15 protein-coding genes and 1 pseudogene are annotated in these 15,759 nt (G+C 45.7%); 4 read left to right on the top strand and 12 right to left on the bottom strand.

The window, feature by feature from the left end; translation table 11 throughout:
• Positions 1–59: 59 nt before the first annotated feature.
• The 12 genes from AB4653_RS09860 to gspC form a co-directional block, all read right to left on the bottom strand.
• Complete coding sequence (locus tag AB4653_RS09860; protein ID WP_102257549.1) at positions 60–839, bottom strand: type II secretion system protein N; 780 nt, start codon at positions 837–839, stop codon at positions 60–62.
• A 7-nt stretch (positions 840–846) separates the two neighbouring features.
• Positions 847–1,329, bottom strand: a complete 483-nt coding sequence (locus tag AB4653_RS09855; RefSeq protein WP_102257548.1) for a type II secretion system protein M — start codon at positions 1,327–1,329, stop codon at positions 847–849.
• A gap of 19 nt (positions 1,330–1,348) precedes the next feature.
• Positions 1,349–2,596 carry a type II secretion system protein GspL gene (gene gspL / locus AB4653_RS09850; protein WP_102249014.1) on the bottom strand — a complete coding sequence of 416 codons (1,248 nt, stop codon included), beginning with the start codon at positions 2,594–2,596 and terminating at the stop codon, positions 1,349–1,351.
• Positions 2,565–3,614: a type II secretion system minor pseudopilin GspK gene (gene gspK / locus AB4653_RS09845; protein ID WP_102257547.1), complete on the bottom strand. Its 1,050-nt coding sequence runs from the start codon at positions 3,612–3,614 to the stop codon at positions 2,565–2,567. The genes gspL and gspK overlap by 32 nt, the downstream gene beginning before the upstream one ends.
• Entirely contained in the window at positions 3,598–4,365 is a 768-nt protein-coding gene (gspJ, locus tag AB4653_RS09840; protein WP_102257546.1) for a type II secretion system minor pseudopilin GspJ, read from the bottom strand. Before gspJ ends, gspK begins: the two co-directional genes overlap by 17 nt.
• Positions 4,352–4,741: a type II secretion system minor pseudopilin GspI gene (gspI, locus tag AB4653_RS09835; protein WP_076667666.1), complete on the bottom strand. Its 390-nt coding sequence runs from the start codon at positions 4,739–4,741 to the stop codon at positions 4,352–4,354. The genes gspJ and gspI overlap by 14 nt, the downstream gene beginning before the upstream one ends.
• Positions 4,728–5,321, bottom strand: a complete 594-nt coding sequence (gene gspH, locus AB4653_RS09830) for a type II secretion system minor pseudopilin GspH (protein ID WP_102257545.1) — start codon at positions 5,319–5,321, stop codon at positions 4,728–4,730. The genes gspI and gspH overlap by 14 nt, the downstream gene beginning before the upstream one ends.
• A 100-nt stretch (positions 5,322–5,421) precedes the next feature.
• On the bottom strand, positions 5,422–5,865 hold the full coding sequence (gspG, locus tag AB4653_RS09825; RefSeq protein WP_017102442.1) for a type II secretion system major pseudopilin GspG: 444 nt from the start codon (positions 5,863–5,865) through the stop codon (positions 5,422–5,424).
• An 88-nt stretch (positions 5,866–5,953) separates the two neighbouring features.
• Complete coding sequence (gspF, locus tag AB4653_RS09820; RefSeq protein WP_017099562.1) at positions 5,954–7,174, bottom strand: type II secretion system inner membrane protein GspF; 1,221 nt, start codon at positions 7,172–7,174, stop codon at positions 5,954–5,956.
• Position 7,175: 1 nt separating this feature from the next.
• Positions 7,176–8,678 carry a type II secretion system ATPase GspE gene (gene gspE / locus AB4653_RS09815; protein ID WP_009848025.1) on the bottom strand — a complete coding sequence of 501 codons (1,503 nt, stop codon included), beginning with the start codon at positions 8,676–8,678 and terminating at the stop codon, positions 7,176–7,178.
• Positions 8,678–10,702, bottom strand: a complete 2,025-nt coding sequence (gene gspD / locus AB4653_RS09810) for a type II secretion system secretin GspD (protein WP_009848026.1) — start codon at positions 10,700–10,702, stop codon at positions 8,678–8,680. Before gspD ends, gspE begins: the two co-directional genes overlap by 1 nt.
• A gap of 41 nt (positions 10,703–10,743) precedes the next feature.
• The gene (gspC, locus tag AB4653_RS09805) at positions 10,744–11,667 is read right to left on the bottom strand and encodes a type II secretion system protein GspC (RefSeq protein WP_009848027.1); all 924 of its coding nucleotides are present in this window, start codon (positions 11,665–11,667) and stop codon (positions 10,744–10,746) included.
• A 279-nt stretch (positions 11,668–11,946) separates the two neighbouring features.
• On the opposite strand from gspC, the gene hslR reads away from it, so the two are divergent.
• From hslR to AB4653_RS09785, 4 genes and pseudogenes are all read left to right on the top strand, one after another.
• Complete coding sequence (gene hslR / locus AB4653_RS09800) at positions 11,947–12,333, top strand: ribosome-associated heat shock protein Hsp15 (RefSeq protein ID WP_009848028.1); 387 nt, start codon at positions 11,947–11,949, stop codon at positions 12,331–12,333.
• 18 nt (positions 12,334–12,351) lie between these two features.
• The gene (hslO, locus tag AB4653_RS09795; protein ID WP_009848029.1) at positions 12,352–13,245 is read left to right on the top strand and encodes an Hsp33 family molecular chaperone HslO; all 894 of its coding nucleotides are present in this window, start codon (positions 12,352–12,354) and stop codon (positions 13,243–13,245) included.
• 337 nt (positions 13,246–13,582) lie between these two features.
• Positions 13,583–15,208, top strand: a complete 1,626-nt coding sequence (pckA, locus tag AB4653_RS09790) for a phosphoenolpyruvate carboxykinase (ATP) (protein ID WP_009848030.1) — start codon at positions 13,583–13,585, stop codon at positions 15,206–15,208.
• 154 nt (positions 15,209–15,362) lie between these two features.
• A pseudogene (locus AB4653_RS09785) lies at positions 15,363–15,759 on the top strand (AsmA family protein); the annotation flags it as partial.

Below are 15,759 nucleotides of genomic sequence, written 5' to 3'. Positions count from 1 at the left end.
CCTCACTGAGGTGCCCGTTTTATTTATATTTCATCGTTTAGTAACCCTTAGCTATTTAGCTAAAAACGGCCTTGATAAGTAAATTGGTACTTACCTTGGCTGTCAGGGTTGCCCAACCACTTAAGCTGACTCTGCATCGCAGGTGGGAATTCAGCGCCCGGCTTAAACCATGCGGCCGAGGTGTAGCTTTGATTTGGCGTTACGCTCGCAGAAAACTCACTATCAACTTGAGCACTCTTCTGATTACCTTTCGCTGAAACAGTGCTGTTTTCACAACTGATGTCAGCAATCACAGGGCCAAAATCTAACGAGCCAACCGGAGAATCAACCGCAGCGCCCGACCAAGCAAGCGTACCTTCACCCGATTGGCACCAAGGTTGAGCATGAACCGCATGTTTGATAGTCAGTTCAACTTGTCCTGCAATAGACACTGGCACAGGTATCGCTGGCGCATACTTCATCACGTTGCTAGCTGGCATTGATGCCACTAAGTTTTCCGTGTAAGCACCGCTCATGCTATACCCGATAAGCCCTTTACCAGATAAGTTCATGTCGCTGTTACGACCAAAGCGAATTGCAAGTTCTGCTTTGGCTTGGAATAGTTTAGAGAACTGGAAGTCCCACTGCACTGAGCCGTAATTGACACGCTGCCACGCAATATTGTTAGCGCGACCTTGCCAAACGGTGCCCTCAACGCCTTCAATGCTTAAACCACGTACAACGGGCGCATGTTTAAGAACAAAAGAAGCCGGCAAGTGCAGCAACAAACTTACCGAGAAAAAAACGATAAAGATGCTGCTAAATAACAAACCATACTTAAAAGATAAACCGCGTTTCACATTAACCTCATTTAAACTGTAGTCGGTTGACGTCAATAACCCCAAGGCTATCAGAGCGATCAATATCCATAAACTCAACCTCAACACCCTGCTTTTCTTTCAGGTATGTCAGCCAATCAACAAATTGATTAAATGGCAAAGGTTTAATCCACACTTGCAGCATCTCGCCACGTGGTTGCACTCGTATCAATTCGATCTTGAAGCGACGCATAGATGCAGGCACGGATTGATTCAAAGGCTGACTAGCACTAATGCCACCATTGCCTCTTAGTTCAACCACTTCATTGGCTTTATTAGTAACCCAAGCCAGTAGTTGTTTTTCACTTTGAATGCGATTCTGTGCCAGTTCAGCTCGCTGACTGAGGGGCTGTATTAGCCCCCAATAAATGATACCTACTACCAATAAAATTGAGCAACCAACGACTAATCGTTGCTCTCTTTGACTTATTGAAGTCCACCACGCTTGGAGTGGTTCAATTATATTTCTCATCACTGATCTCCTTGCGCAGTTACTGACGGGGCTTAAGGGTAAAACTACCAAATACGGCATCGCCATTACGGTTCAATGGCCCTTGTTCAACGGAAAACTTCTCTTCAAGTTTCACTTTAGCCGTCTCAAAATGTTGAAAATCAGCGCTTTTAGCTTGTAATCGAACTTCAGAACGATTGCCATCATAGCGAATGCTTTCGACTTCGATCGATTTCACTTGTCCTAACGTTTCTGGCAGCAATGCTAACCAACCAAGTAAGGAGTCACCATCGCCTGAGCCACCGTATTTCTTAGCTTCGTCATTCATCTGACGTTTAAGGTAGCTTACTGTCGGAATTCGTTGTTTACCTGGCAGAACGGCTCTAAAGATACGCTCACTCTCCATGCGATAGGCTTGTGCTTGTGCTTCGTATTGCTGCACCTTCAACACTTGTTGAGTCACAATCACGGCCACCAGCAAGCAAGCAGCGATCGCCACCTTCTGCCATACACGCCAATATTTACTGAAAGAAGATTTGGTTTTAAAGGTGCCCGTCAGTAAATTTACGCCGCTGGTGATCGCTTGTTGGCTCAATAAGGACATCACCAATTCCGCAGGCTTTGCTTGCCATTCCATACCGCTTTGCTGCTGTACATCGTCGCTCGGCATTGCGGTATAGCTGAAGATAGTCGTAGGTTGGTCTTCGTCGTCAGCCACAACCCAATCACTTTGCAAAAACATCGCTAACCATGCTTCGCTGATTGATACGGCTTGATAGTTACCTTGACGTTGAGAGTGACCTTGACGTAATAGCCAATGCTGGTCGATTTGCAATGCACTGATGCCTTGATCTTCAACAGGCACGGCTAGTGTATCTGGTAGCACCTTACGGAAAATAATATTGGCTTTGCGAAACTGGTCTAAAGCTTGTTTTAACCACTCGCGATCTACACCACACACAGTAGCGTGCGTTGCATCTTTATCTAAAATGGTTAGATGTAAGTCTTCGATATCTTGTGCCACTTCGTCTTCTAACAAAAATGGCAGCATAGAGTCGAACTGGCGAGCAGCACCTTTCGGAATTTCAACACGCTTAATTAAGCACTCATTTCCCGGCAATAAAGCGATACAGCTACGCTTTTCAGCGTAAGGCGTTAACTCATCAAGCTGATCCCAGCTAGACAGCTCACCACTTGCTATCACTTCTTGTTGGCTTGTCGACCAAACCAACCACTGCACTGGGCTTTGTGGCTCGCTACTCAGTCGAACGGTCAGAAACTCGCTCACGGATTCCTCCAAAACGACGGCGTACTACCGTCACTGTTTCTCTATTACTACTATAGAAAAGCGTTCGTATACGTACACGAGACTGCTCAACTAATACCTCTGCATCTAGCTCAAAATAGGCGCTATCTACAGTTAAATATGCTTTCGCTTGTTTGCTGACTTCTGCACTCACACCAACAATAGCAGGCTCAGCCATAAACGCATCCACCGAATCCCAGCCATCAAATGGGCGCTTGTCTATCAGCTGTTTGGCGTCCGATTCACTTAGACCGGGTGCAAACATTGCTTCCAGTAAAGATGCCTGCTTTTCCGAGATGGTATTCACGTTTAATCGGAAATCATCAGTGGGCAAAGCGCAAATAAATGGATGTACCTTTTCCATTGCCTCACCAGAGACCTGATAAACGGCTCGCAGCTCCGATTCATCTGCTATTAAGCCATTCGCCGCCAAATAAGCTGGCTTCATCGCCTCATAAGTGCTGTCTTCTACCCCCGTAGAAGAGGTGGCTCGAGTATCAGAGTCCAGAAATTCCCAACTTGAATTTGCGATAACCTCAGCCTGATAAGGCTCCACATTTTGGTTTTCCAGTAAGGTTTGCCAAACCTTCACTAAATAAGGGGGTTGGTTACTTGATGTCGTCGTAATCCCAGCGAGCGCATTAAGATTGAAACAAGCCTGCGCATCAACGATACGCCCTTTAACTTGGCCATAATCCAATGGGTATACCTGCTCCTCTAACGCCCATGGCTGGCTTAAGTTCACCGTATCACTATCTTTATAACTTTGCCTAATACCGTCTTGGACAAGTGCTTCTACACCAATGCTATACCAGTAAGCCTGTTGGTAATTCAGTTGATTGCCAACGCGTTTGAATTGCGTAAACAGACGCTCCGACATACTGCCAGCTATGGTTGCCATGATCGCCAAAAGCATCAGAATAATGATCAGCGCGACACCACGCTGTTTACGCCCCACAGCAGATTTTGTCAGTGCAGGCTTATTAGTTTGATGAATCATTATTCCCCTCATTACTGCCTGAAGAGTCACTGTTTGAAGAATCATCGACCTGATCTAAGGCGCCACTTGGTGTGAGATAAACACGTTCTATCTCACCGTAATCTTTCAGTGTCAGCTTAAGTCTCACCGCTTTAGGCAGTGATTTATCGGTTTGCCACTCTTTGCCCCAGCGGCTTCCGTCATAAAACTCGAACTCCAGGTTCTCAACATCATCAACCAGAGGAGTAATCACACCTTGTTGACCGGCAGGTGTATCGGGGTAACGCCACCATACACGCTCAAGCGTTTCCTCTTTTATGCGGTAGCCTACTTTGGTGACTTCTCCGCGAGGGAACTGCTGCTGTGGGTTGTGCCAACCAAGGCGAGTAAACATGATGCCAACACTGTCGGAATCCAGTAAATACTCTTTCATTAGGATCAGCTTAGATGATGCTTCTTCACCATTGGTACGAAATTGTCGTACCGCCATCTGGCGAAAATCATTATCTAAAATGACTAAACTGCGTTGCAGTTGATTTAAACGAGCACTGCGCTCAATAGAGAGTTCGTTGCTTCGTTGGACCTGATTTACCACCTGATAAGCCGCCATGCTTAACGTGGAAAAGATGGCAATCGAAACCAAAACTTCGATTAAAGTAAAGCCTCTCCCTTTTGAAGATAGACCTTGTTTACGAGGCTCTCGCTTATTGGCGGACATGCTCTCGCTTGGCGACTTGCTCTTAGCTAACGACACGCTTTTAATTGACCACATAACTGCGCACCGTGACCACTGGAGAAGCTTTCTTACTGGTTGCTGCACTCACATCAAACGCCTTTAATAAATTATCGCTGGTATCGATGGGAGTCACCTTCCAGAACCACTCTCTTCCCGCTAACTCTTGCGTGCCCTGCGCTTTTTTAAGCTTCTCAGGATGCAGCATGACTAAGGCCATCTGGTTATCAACAACCATCGCCGCGAAGGTTTTTTCTTCTAAATAACTGAGGGTATTAATGTGTTGGGTGACAGCACGAATCACACTGATCGCCGCCGTAGCGAAGATAGCAAGCGCAACTAATACTTCAAGCAGAGTCATTCCTCGAGAACCAAGAGGCATACCACGAGAAGGAGAACGGTTATTCCTCTTCATCTTCTTCTCCCGGCTCTAGCAGTCGAATCACACCATTATCCAACACGCGAATACGCCAACCATCTTGTATGGTGTCTCCGGTATTTGGATAAAACGACAATACAAATGGCGTCATTTCAGCACTCGACAAAATGTATATCTGAGGTGGCTTGGGCTTTTTTGTCTCTTCAAGATCCGCAAACATATCTTCATCAAACAAGCTTCCGGGATTGAACAAACGATCATCGTCTTCCCATGCGCCACCACCTAAAGTCAGTGACAACGCGAGTTCTTCCGGTAATTCAGTTGAAGAGGGGATTTTTTCAAATTCGACTTCTTGCCAACCTTCTGACTTAAGCGCCATCAGAACGTAAGTCGATTTCTTTTCATCAACCCGAACGCCAAAATCCAAGCCACTCAAAATAGCCTCTTCATTGAGTAATTGAACTCGTTGATAAAAGCTTTGAGCGTATTTTTTGGCGACATCTTTGCTATTGGTCGGAATAGTCGCTATCACCGCGACCGCAGTTACTGACAGTAATACCAACACCAAAAGAATCTCAATCAAGGTGAAACCTGGCTGTGTTTGCTTAGTTTTCACCTTGGAGACTCCATCTGTATACGTCTTACCATCAATAACGTATCAACTAACACGAACTGTTCAACCAACAGGAACTTATCAAGCGACAATAAACCGAAGCTTATTGGAAATCTTGCATGTTCCAGTTACCGATATCCGCAGCGATACCTTCACCACCTTCTTGGCCGTCAGCACCAAGCGTAAAGATATCGATAGTACCGTTATCACCTGGGCTTAGGTATTGGTACTCATTGCCCCATGGGTCGTTAGGCAGACGCTTAATGTAGCCACCGTCACGGTAGTTACGAGGCTCTGGACTGTTTGGCTTAGAAACCAATCCATCAAGGCCTTGATCCGTTGTTGGGTAAACACTGTTATCCAGTTTGTACATATCTAGCGCGTTCTCTAGCGCCACGATATCCGTGATGGCTTTCTGTTGATCCGCCTTCTCTTTGTTACCCAAAAGGTTAGGAACAACAAAGCTAGCTAAAACACCAAGAATAACCACAACAACCATCACTTCCAATAGAGTAAAGCCTGACTGTTTTTTCATTTTATTTTTCATTATTTTCTCCAAATTACAGATAGCGAGTTGAAGGTAATAATGCCCTTCTTCTCGATAATCCAAAAACTAACGTCTGATGAGCAATACGTTATCCACTCATTAAATTGTTCATTTCAAGCATCGGCATCAGTGTCGCCATCACGATAAACAGCACCAAACCGGCCATCAACGCGATAAGCGCTGGGGTGAAAATGCCTAACGCGATATTGACCGTCGACTCAAAGCTTTGGTCTTGGTTGTCTGCCGCTCTTGTCAGCATCTGTTCCAACTGACCACTCTGCTCACCACTGGCAATCATATGCAGCATCATCGGTGGAAAGAGTTTGGTTTGATCCAACGCTTTACGTAGGCTTGCGCCTTCTCTAACACTGTCTGAAGCCTGTAATACTTGTTGTTTCACATGTTGATTCGACATCACATCAACCGCGACCTTCATCCCTTCAAGGATTGGAATCGCACTCGAGGTACAAATTGAGAGTGTTCGTGCAAAACGAGAGGTATTGATCCCTTTCGCAATCTTGCCGATCAGCGGAATACTTAATAGTTTGCGATCCCAGTTCATGCGAACACCCGGCTTTTTTAGCGCGGTCTTAATCAACACAATCACACCAATGATCAACAACAGTAATTGGATGCCCCAATTCTGGATAAATTCACTCGATGCCAATAAAAATTGTGTCGACTGAGGAAGCTCTTGGCCCATTTGGATAATAGGCTCGACGATCTTAGGTACCACGGTTGCCAACAGGAACGAAACAATCGTCACCGCAAACACCACCAGCACCACAGGGTAGATCATCGCTTGTAGCAGCTTAGAGCGCATCTTCTGACGATTTTCTGCGTAATCGGCCAGTCGCTCCAATACCGCATCTAAGTGACCAGACTTCTCACCCGCCGCAACCATGGCCCTAAACAGTTCATCGAAGATGTGTGGATAATCAGACAAGCTATCCGCTAGCGAATAACCTTCTGTCACTTTAGATCGGACTGCCAGTAACATAGTTCGAATACGTGGCTTTTCAGACTGCTCAGCTACCGCTTTCAAGCACTCTTCTAGCGGCATACCTGATTGAACGAGCGTGGATATTTGACGAGTAATCAACGCAAGATCTGGCGTACTGATACCACGCTTAAAGCTGGTCGAAGGCTGAGTACCTTTCGCATTTTTCGCCTTAGCTTCGGTCATCTCAACCGGCATTAAACCTTGTTCTTTTAAACGTTGGCGAGCCTGACGAGCATTATCCGCTTCAATCGAACCCTTTTTGCTCTTACCTTTGGCATCCAGCGCTTTGTATTCAAATGCCGCCATACTAGACTTCCTTAGTCACTCGCATCACTTCTTCTAAGGAAGTTACCCCTTTCAGAACTTTGCTCAAGCCATCATCTCGAATACTTGGGGTTGTGCCACGAATCGCTTTCTCAATTGCCTGTTCTCCAGCTTCACTGTGAATCAGCTCTTGTACCGAATCGTCAATCATCAGTAGCTCATGAATACCGGTACGACCTCGATAACCTTTATGGCCACACTCTTCACAACCTTTTGCATGGTAAAGTGTGAGGCTCTCTTTCTTCTTCATACCAAACAGCTTTTTCTGTTCTTTATCGGCTTCGTAAGGTTCTTTACAGTCGTTACACAGAGTACGAACCAAGCGCTGAGCCAAAACACCCAGCAGAGAAGAAGAGATCAAGAAAGGTTCAATGCCCATATCACGCAGACGCGTGATCGCACCGATTGCCGTATTGGTGTGAAGAGTCGACATGACTAAGTGACCCGTCAAAGAGGCTTGAACAGCGATCTCAGCAGTCTCTAAATCACGGATCTCACCAATCATTACCACATCCGGGTCTTGACGAAGAATGGCGCGTAAGCCGCGCGCAAAGGTCATATCAACCTTAGGGTTTACCTGTGTTTGACCAATACCATCAATATCAAATTCGATTGGATCTTCAACGGTAAGGATGTTGCGTTCGTTACTGTTGAGTTCTTGCAGGCCAGCGTACAAGGTCGTTGATTTACCCGAACCCGTAGGACCGGTAACCAAGATAATACCGTGTGGGCGCTGAATAAGTTTACGGAAGTTCTCGTGGTTCTCTGCCGTCATACCCAAACTGTGTAGATCTAGACGAGTGGCGTTTTTATCCAACAGACGCATTACCACACGTTCACCGTGTGAAGAAGGCATGGTAGATACACGCACATCAACCGCTCGGCCACCGATACGCAGAGAAATACGACCATCTTGTGGCACGCGTTTTTCCGCAATATCCAATTTAGCCATAACCTTTACACGCGAAACCAACAGCGGAGCCAGTTTACGGCTCGGCGCCAACACATCACGTAACACGCCATCAATACGGAAACGGATAGACAGTGACTTTTCGAAGGTTTCGATATGAATATCCGAAGCGCCTTCTTTAATCGCCTCACCCAACATCGCATTAATTAACTTGATGATCGGTGCGTCGTCTTCTGATTCAAGCAAGTCTTCGTCTTGTGGCAACTCTTCCGCTAACGAGAAAAAGTCGTCATTGTCGGCACCAATATCTTCCATTAACTGTCGAGCTTCCGACGAGTCACGCTGATACGCGTCCGTCAGTTTTTTATCAAATTCGTCTGCGCTGATCGCTTGTGGCGTGAAGCCATTTTTCACAACACGGCTCACTTCAATGATCGCCGCCGATTTCAGAGGTTCAACATAATAAAGTACTGGCGCGCGCTCCGGGTGCTGATATTCCAACACCATCTTGTAGCGATTCGCAAAGCTAAACGGCAAGCGCTGATAAGTACGTGCCGCCCCTACCAATTCAGCCATTATTCTGCTTCCATTTGATCGATGAAGGCTTGGATTTCAGCAGGATGATTCATGCTATCGCCAAACTTAGGAAGTACTGGAATATTATCGTTATCCATTAGTTTCAAGCCTTGCTCTGCCTTGTACAGTTGCTCAGCACGGATAAAGTTGTATTTGCGTTGCGTGATACCATCGGCTGTCATGCCATCACGAATAATGGTTGGCTTGATAAATACCATTAGGTTCTTTTTCTCAACCTGAGTACTGGTTGATTTGAACAGGTGTCCAAGAACAGGAATATCACCCAAGAATGGGACCTTAGACTCACTCTCCAGTGCACGCTCGTCAATCAAGCCCCCCAACACCAGCATTTGACCATCTTGAACAATCACTGACGTATTTAGCTGACGCTTAGCAAAACGAACATCTACTGCCCCGTTTGCCCCTAATACGTTCGATACTTCTTGTTCTATTTGCAGTTGAACCGAGTCACCTTCATTGATTTGCGGCACGACTTTTAGCTTAATACCCACTTCTTTACGTTCAACCGTTTGGAATGGATTATCGTTGCTTGAACCTGCTGTAGAACCGGTTAGAACGGGCACCTCTTCACCAACGATAAACGACGCTTCGCCGTTATCCATCACCGTGATACTTGGAGAAGACAGAATGTTTGAGTTTGAATCGGTCGCAACCGCACTGATTAAGGCAGTCCAGTCGCCCATAACCACACTCATTGCAGCACCATTAACGCCAGAAAGAGCAGATGCTAACGTTGAATAGTCACCCTTTTCTGTCGTGGTTTCATTACGTAGGAAATTATTATCCTTATCGTAAACCGCTTTAGTTGTTGTCGAGTCTTTTGCTTCTTCTAGACCCACCATCACACCGCCAATCGATGCACCGGTATTGCTGTACTGAATCATGGCACCCGTTTCTAGGTTGCCCCACTGCACACCTAGGTTAACGCCGTCACCTTCTGCCATTTCAACAATTAAGGCTTCAATCAAAACTTGAGCACGACGGATATCGAGTTGAGCGATCACGTCTTGCAGCGCGTTCATGATGTCTGGCTGTGCGGTAATCACCAACGAGTTAGTATCGCTGTGAGCGGAAATCATCACTTGGTTTCGCTGCGATGAACTGCCTTTAGTTGATGTTTGTTTCTCTGATTGCAGATTGTCAGACACGCCTTTCAGCACATCGACTAAGTCTTCCGCTTTTGCGTATTTAAGGTAGATAACTTGGTTGTTACCCTTAGTCGCCATTTCCACATCAAGCTGTTCAATCAACTTTCTTAAACGACTGCGTACTTTAGGGTCGCCTGAGATAAGAATTGCATTGGTACGCTCATCGGCAACTAATTTAGGCTGTAGGAAGGCAGGGGTGTTTTTAGCATCTGTGGTTTTACTTAGTGCATCGACTATACGCACCATCTCCGCGGCGGAAGCATTCTTTAGTTCAACGACCTCAATCTCTTTATCACCCGCTTGGTCTACACGCTTGATGATCTCTGCTAAACGGTTTACAACCGCCGCACGGCCGGTAATCAAGATGATATTTGCAGGATCGTAGTGCACCACGTTGCCCGCGCCCGCGTTGTCATTCAGTTGACGAAGCAGAGGAGATAGCTCACGAACCGAGACATTACGAACCGTCACAACACGTGTCACAACGCTGTCGCCTGTGATCGAATCACGGTCGCCAACAACTGGGATTGCCGAGGTTTTAGAATCTTTCGCTTTGATGATCTTAAGAACACCTGAGTCCATTTCAACGACTGCATAGCCGTACACTTCTAATACGTTTAAGAAGAAGCTGTAATATTGCTCTTCATTGAGTACGTCGTAGCTGCGTACATCGATTTTTCCGCGCACCGAAGGGTCGACGATGATCGTCTTCTCTAGATTACGGCCAACAATATTAATAAACTCTTGGATATCAGTGCCTTTAAAGCTGGCACTAAAATCACTCGCGATGGCGGCGGGTGTGCAGATTAAGCTTCCTGCCAATAACCATGCACTTTTCTTAAACCAATGCTTCACGTACTTCTCCTACACTTTCGTCCTTCGTTAGACGCAAAGTTTTAAAATTCAATAAACACTTCATGTTGTTGACCATCTCTCTCGACGACGAGATTTAGCTCTGTCAGCTCTGAGATAGAACGGAATATGTTGCCCATAGCAGCGGGGTCTGTCAGGTCTTGCCCATTTAACTGAGTCGCGATATCTCCGTTTTGGAGCCCTACTGAGTTAAAAAGTTCTGAATCTTTGCCTGGACTCACTCGATAACCAATCACTTTATCGTCGCGCTTGACCTGGGACAGTCGAACATATTGGAAGATTTGTTGCGGATCTTTCATTATCTTCGCTTTAATTTCATCTAGCTTTTGCTCTGCTGAAGCAGGGTTATTACCACGAACCGAAGAAGAAGCGCGAGGTGGCGCAGGGGCTGAGACAGCTAAACGCTTGTACTCAATACCTTCAAGCATCAAGGTTTCGTCTCGACCTGAGTTATCAATAATGACACGGTCGACTAATACGGCTTTAAGCTTAGCTCTAGTGCCTTCTATCTCTTCATTAATTCCGTAGGTCGCCTGCGTACCGCGATTAGCGATCACCGCTAAGCTCCGTTTTGGATTAGAACTGGCAACAGCACCGACCAAAACTAGATTTAATCGTGTCTTTGGCGCATCTTGGATAACTTGCTGTTCAACCACAACTGGCGTGGTTGGGTTATAGGCACCAAAAAGGTTGCTCCGCTGCAAAGAAGATATATCAAGGGTCGATTGAGGAGTAGAAAATGATGAAGCTGTTGCTTTCCAAGGCACGACGGTTTGCTCAGCAGGTTCAATAAACCATGCAAGCTGCCCTAAAATCCATGCGGAAGCTGCAATCAACATACAACACATCGCTAGGCTTAGTTTCTGCTGAAGTACAAATCCATTTTCTAATAAGCGGCTCAACACAGGAGAATTTCCTGCGCGATTTTTGAGCTCTAAAAAGTTCACTTTCCTTGCCCCTTTTCATGACGACAAATGCTGCAAATCATTAAACTTTCAGCTTTTTTATTCATTCGTTCGATACCAAGCTTATTTAAGCATAAGATCCTGAACTATATCATAGCAAATCTATAAAGCGGCATTACATGGCTATTTTGTATTATGACTTGAAAAAAATGCCAACCGCCTCCACTTTAAGCTTCTACTTAATGTAATTAAAAGCATGTTGCGCACTGTTCATTACAGTTAAACCGCATTCATTTCTCACTTAATAAGGCGCAGCCCTATATGAAAACTACTAATGAAGCTGTCAGACTCGATAAATGGTTGTGGGCAGCTCGTTTTTACAAAACCCGGTCTATTGCTCGCAATATGGTCGATGGTGGCAAAGTCCACTATAATGGTCAGCGCAGCAAACCAAGTAAAATTGTCGAACTTGGAGCAGTGATTACCCTGCGCCAAGGTAATGAAGAAAAGACGGTGACAATCGAGAAAATCTCGGCCCATCGTGGTGGAGCTCCTATAGCTCAAACCCTCTATGAAGAAACCACCGAGAGCTTGGCAAAGAGAGAAGAGTTTGCAACACAACGTAAACTGAACGCTCATAACCCAGCACCAGAACGTCGCCCAGATAAAAAGCAACGTCGTGACATCATCAAGTTCAAGACTCAATAAGCTAGAAGGAATAGCCAAATGGCCAACCCAATGTCTACAAGTAATGTTTTAAATCGCTACCTATTTGAAGACCTATCAGTTCGTGGTGAATTGGTACAGATGGACGAAGCATACCAACAGATTATTTCTAGCAAGGAATACCCAGCGCCAGTACAAAAGCTGTTGGGTGAGCTACTGGTTTCAACGACGCTACTAACAGCGACTCTAAAGTTTGAAGGCTCTATCACCATGCAACTGCAAGGTGATGGCCCTGTATCTCTAGCTGTTATCAATGGCGATAACGATCAGAAGATCCGTGGCGTTGCTCGCTTTGATGGTGACATTGCCGACGACGCTGGCCTGCACGATCTAATAGGTAAAGGTCACCTAGTGATCACTATCGATCCTAAAAAAGGTGAGCGTTACCAAGGTATCGTTGGTCTTGAAGGTGACACTTTAGCTGAAGTCCTTGAAGGTTACTTCGCAAACTCTGAACAGCTAAAGACACGTCTATGGTTGCGCACTGGCGAGCATGAAGGTAAAGCACACGCTGCTGGTATGTTGCTACAAGTGATGCCAGACGGCACTGGTACGCCAGACGACTTCGAGCACCTAGAGCAGCTAACTGACACAGTTAAAAATGAAGAGCTATTCACTCTAGAAGCAAACGAACTGCTTTACCGTTTGTACAACCAAGAGAAAGTACAACTGTTCACACCACAACCGGTTGAATTCTTCTGTGGTTGTTCACGTGACCGAAGCGGTGCCGCTATCATTACTGTCGCTCAAGAAGAGATCTACGACATCCTTAGCACTGAAGGCAGCGTTGCTCTACACTGCGATTACTGTGGCACAAACTACTCGTTCGACAAGAATGATGTTGATGCTCTGTATGCAGAAGCGGCAGATAAAGGCAGCAATACGGTTCATTAATTTACGGCGTACCAAAAACACGTAATTTACCCCAAAAAGGTCAGCACTACGCTGGCCTTTTTTGTGATCAAAATATCGCAAACTCCGTAACATCTCGTAATAAAATCACCTCTTAATTTTAATCAATTAATAATGTTCTCTCCTCTAGCGCAAAGGTTTGCGTACAGGATAGACTAGTCAGGCCAATATGTGATGAGGCGCTTAAAACCCCATGGTTAATATGGATATTTTTTGAGCTATATCCCTGTTTCCCCCGAGCCTCGTTGCTAGCATGGTGAGCAGATAACAATAAAAAATTAATACAAAATCCCTACAAAATATCCTACAAGGAGCACCTATGACCGTTATGGAACATACTAAGGCTGCACAAATTGATCTAACTAAGCACGGACTGACTGGCGTTACTGAAGTTCTTCGTAACCCTAGCTACGAGCAGTTATTCGTTGAAGAGACACTGCCAGGTTTGGAAGGCTACGAAAAAGGCGTAGTAACGGAACTAGGCTCTGTTGCGGTTGACACTGGTATCTTTACTGGCCGCTCACCAAAAGATAAGTACATTGTTAAAGATGACACCACGCGCGATACCATGTGGTGGTCAGATCAAGGCAAAAACGACAACAAACCGATTACAACTGAAGTATGGGATGAGCTTAAAGAGCTTGTGACAACTCAGCTATCTGGCAAGCGCCTGTTTGTCATTGACGGTTACTGTGGTGCTAACCCTGATACGCGCTTAAGTGTACGTATTATCACTGAAGTAGCATGGCAAGCGCACTTCGTTAAGAACATGTTCATTCGTCCAACAGACGAAGAGCTAGCAACGTTCGAACCTGATTTCGTGGTAATGAACGGTGCTAAAACAACTAACCCTAACTGGGAAAAGCAGGGTCTCAACTCTGAAAACTTCGTTGCTTTCAACCTAACAGAACGCGTTCAAATCATCGGTGGTACTTGGTACGGCGGTGAGATGAAGAAAGGCATGTTCGCAATGATGAACTACCTACTTCCTCTGCAAGGCATTGCTTCAATGCACTGTAGTGCTAACGTCGGTGAAGAAGGCGATGTGGCGATTTTCTTCGGTCTATCAGGCACAGGTAAAACAACCCTTTCAACCGACCCTAAACGTGAGCTAATCGGTGATGATGAGCACGGTTGGGATGACGATGGTATCTTCAATTTCGAAGGTGGTTGTTACGCCAAGACCATTCGCCTATCTAAAGAAGCAGAACCTGAAATCTACAATGCTATCCGTCGCGATGCGCTACTAGAAAACGTAACGGTTCGTGGCGATGGTTCTATCGATTTTGATGACGGCTCAAAAACCGAGAACACTCGTGTTTCTTACCCGATTCACCATATCGACAACATCGTTAAGCCAGTATCAAAAGCCGGTCACGCTCAAAAGGTTATCTTCCTGACTGCTGATGCATTTGGTGTGTTACCACCTGTTTCTAAACTGACTCCAGAGCAAACGAAGTACCACTTCCTATCTGGCTTCACTGCGAAACTAGCAGGTACAGAGCGTGGTATTACTGAACCAACACCAACGTTCTCTGCGGCATTTGGGGCGGCATTCCTAACTCTTCATCCAACTCAGTACGCTGAAGTACTTGTGAAGCGTATGGAAGCAGCTGGCGCTGAAGCTTACCTTGTGAACACTGGTTGGAATGGCACTGGCAAACGTATCTCAATCCAAGATACTCGTGGCATCATCGACGCTATCCTAGATGGCTCAATCGACCAAGCTGAGACTAAGGTTATCCCTATGTTTAACCTAGAAGTACCACTAGCGTTGCACGATGTTGACCCAGCGATTCTTGATCCACGTGACACGTACACTGACCCTCTACAATGGGAAAGCAAAGCGAAAGATCTAGCAGAGCGCTTCATCAACAACTTTGATAAGTACACAGACAACGCTGAAGGTAAGTCACTGGTTGCGGCTGGCCCTCAACTGGACTAACCCAATCATCTGCTCGGGCCAAGCCAAAAGCGAACGCCCAATTTAAAATGATATTTTTGTAGCAAGCCCCTCTTTTGAGGGGCTTTTTTGTTGATGCTTGACCCTTTTTGTTCCACTCTGTTTTAAGACGATTGAAATTTAAGGCTTTCAGGGAATGAAAAAGGTATTCATGGTGTTCGGCATTGCGTTGGCTATCGCCGTTGCAACTATCGCAGCATTGCTATTAAGCCTGCAAACCCAATACCGTACGGATATTACTAACTTTTTTATCAAACATGCGATTGAACAACCTGTGCTCATTGAAGATGTTGAGTACCAGTCGCCTTATCACATCACCTTAATGGGCATTACCCAAAGCCAACCTGAAAAACAAACACCGCTGTATATCGACAAGATTGACCTTTGGTTCAGCTCCAGCTCGATTACGGAGGCCAAACTGGTCTTTGAATCTGTTTTGATCAGTGGCCTACAGTTAGAAGCCGACGACCTAGAAACGCTCACCTCTTTATTTACCCAGCCAAGCATTAAGATCCACCAGCTGGCCATCAACA

Origin of the sequence: Vibrio sp. 10N.222.48.A3, from assembly GCF_041475345.1 — a bacterium.
Classification (GTDB): Bacteria; Pseudomonadota; Gammaproteobacteria; order Enterobacterales; family Vibrionaceae; genus Vibrio; species Vibrio tasmaniensis_A.
The sequence above is the reverse complement of the archived record's forward strand: the minus strand, read 5'-3'. Positions and strand labels throughout refer to the sequence as shown.

Coding starts and splice junctions, on each gene's coding strand:
- gspF (WP_017099562.1), bottom strand. CDS start 7,174: ATGGCGGCATTTGAATACAAAGCGCTGGATGCCAAAGGTAAGAGCAAA.
- gspJ (WP_102257546.1), bottom strand. CDS start 4,365: ATGTGGTCAATTAAAAGCGTGTCGTTAGCTAAGAGCAAGTCGCCAAGC.
- gspG (WP_017102442.1), bottom strand. CDS start 5,865: ATGAAAAATAAAATGAAAAAACAGTCAGGCTTTACTCTATTGGAAGTG.
- gspE (WP_009848025.1), bottom strand. CDS start 8,678: ATGGCTGAATTGGTAGGGGCGGCACGTACTTATCAGCGCTTGCCGTTT.
- gspI (WP_076667666.1), bottom strand. CDS start 4,741: ATGAAGAGGAATAACCGTTCTCCTTCTCGTGGTATGCCTCTTGGTTCT.
- hslR (WP_009848028.1), top strand. CDS start 11,947: ATGAAAACTACTAATGAAGCTGTCAGACTCGATAAATGGTTGTGGGCA.
- gspK (WP_102257547.1), bottom strand. CDS start 3,614: ATGATTCATCAAACTAATAAGCCTGCACTGACAAAATCTGCTGTGGGG.
- hslO (WP_009848029.1), top strand. CDS start 12,352: ATGGCCAACCCAATGTCTACAAGTAATGTTTTAAATCGCTACCTATTT.
- pckA (WP_009848030.1), top strand. CDS start 13,583: ATGACCGTTATGGAACATACTAAGGCTGCACAAATTGATCTAACTAAG.
- AB4653_RS09855 (WP_102257548.1), bottom strand. CDS start 1,329: ATGAGAAATATAATTGAACCACTCCAAGCGTGGTGGACTTCAATAAGT.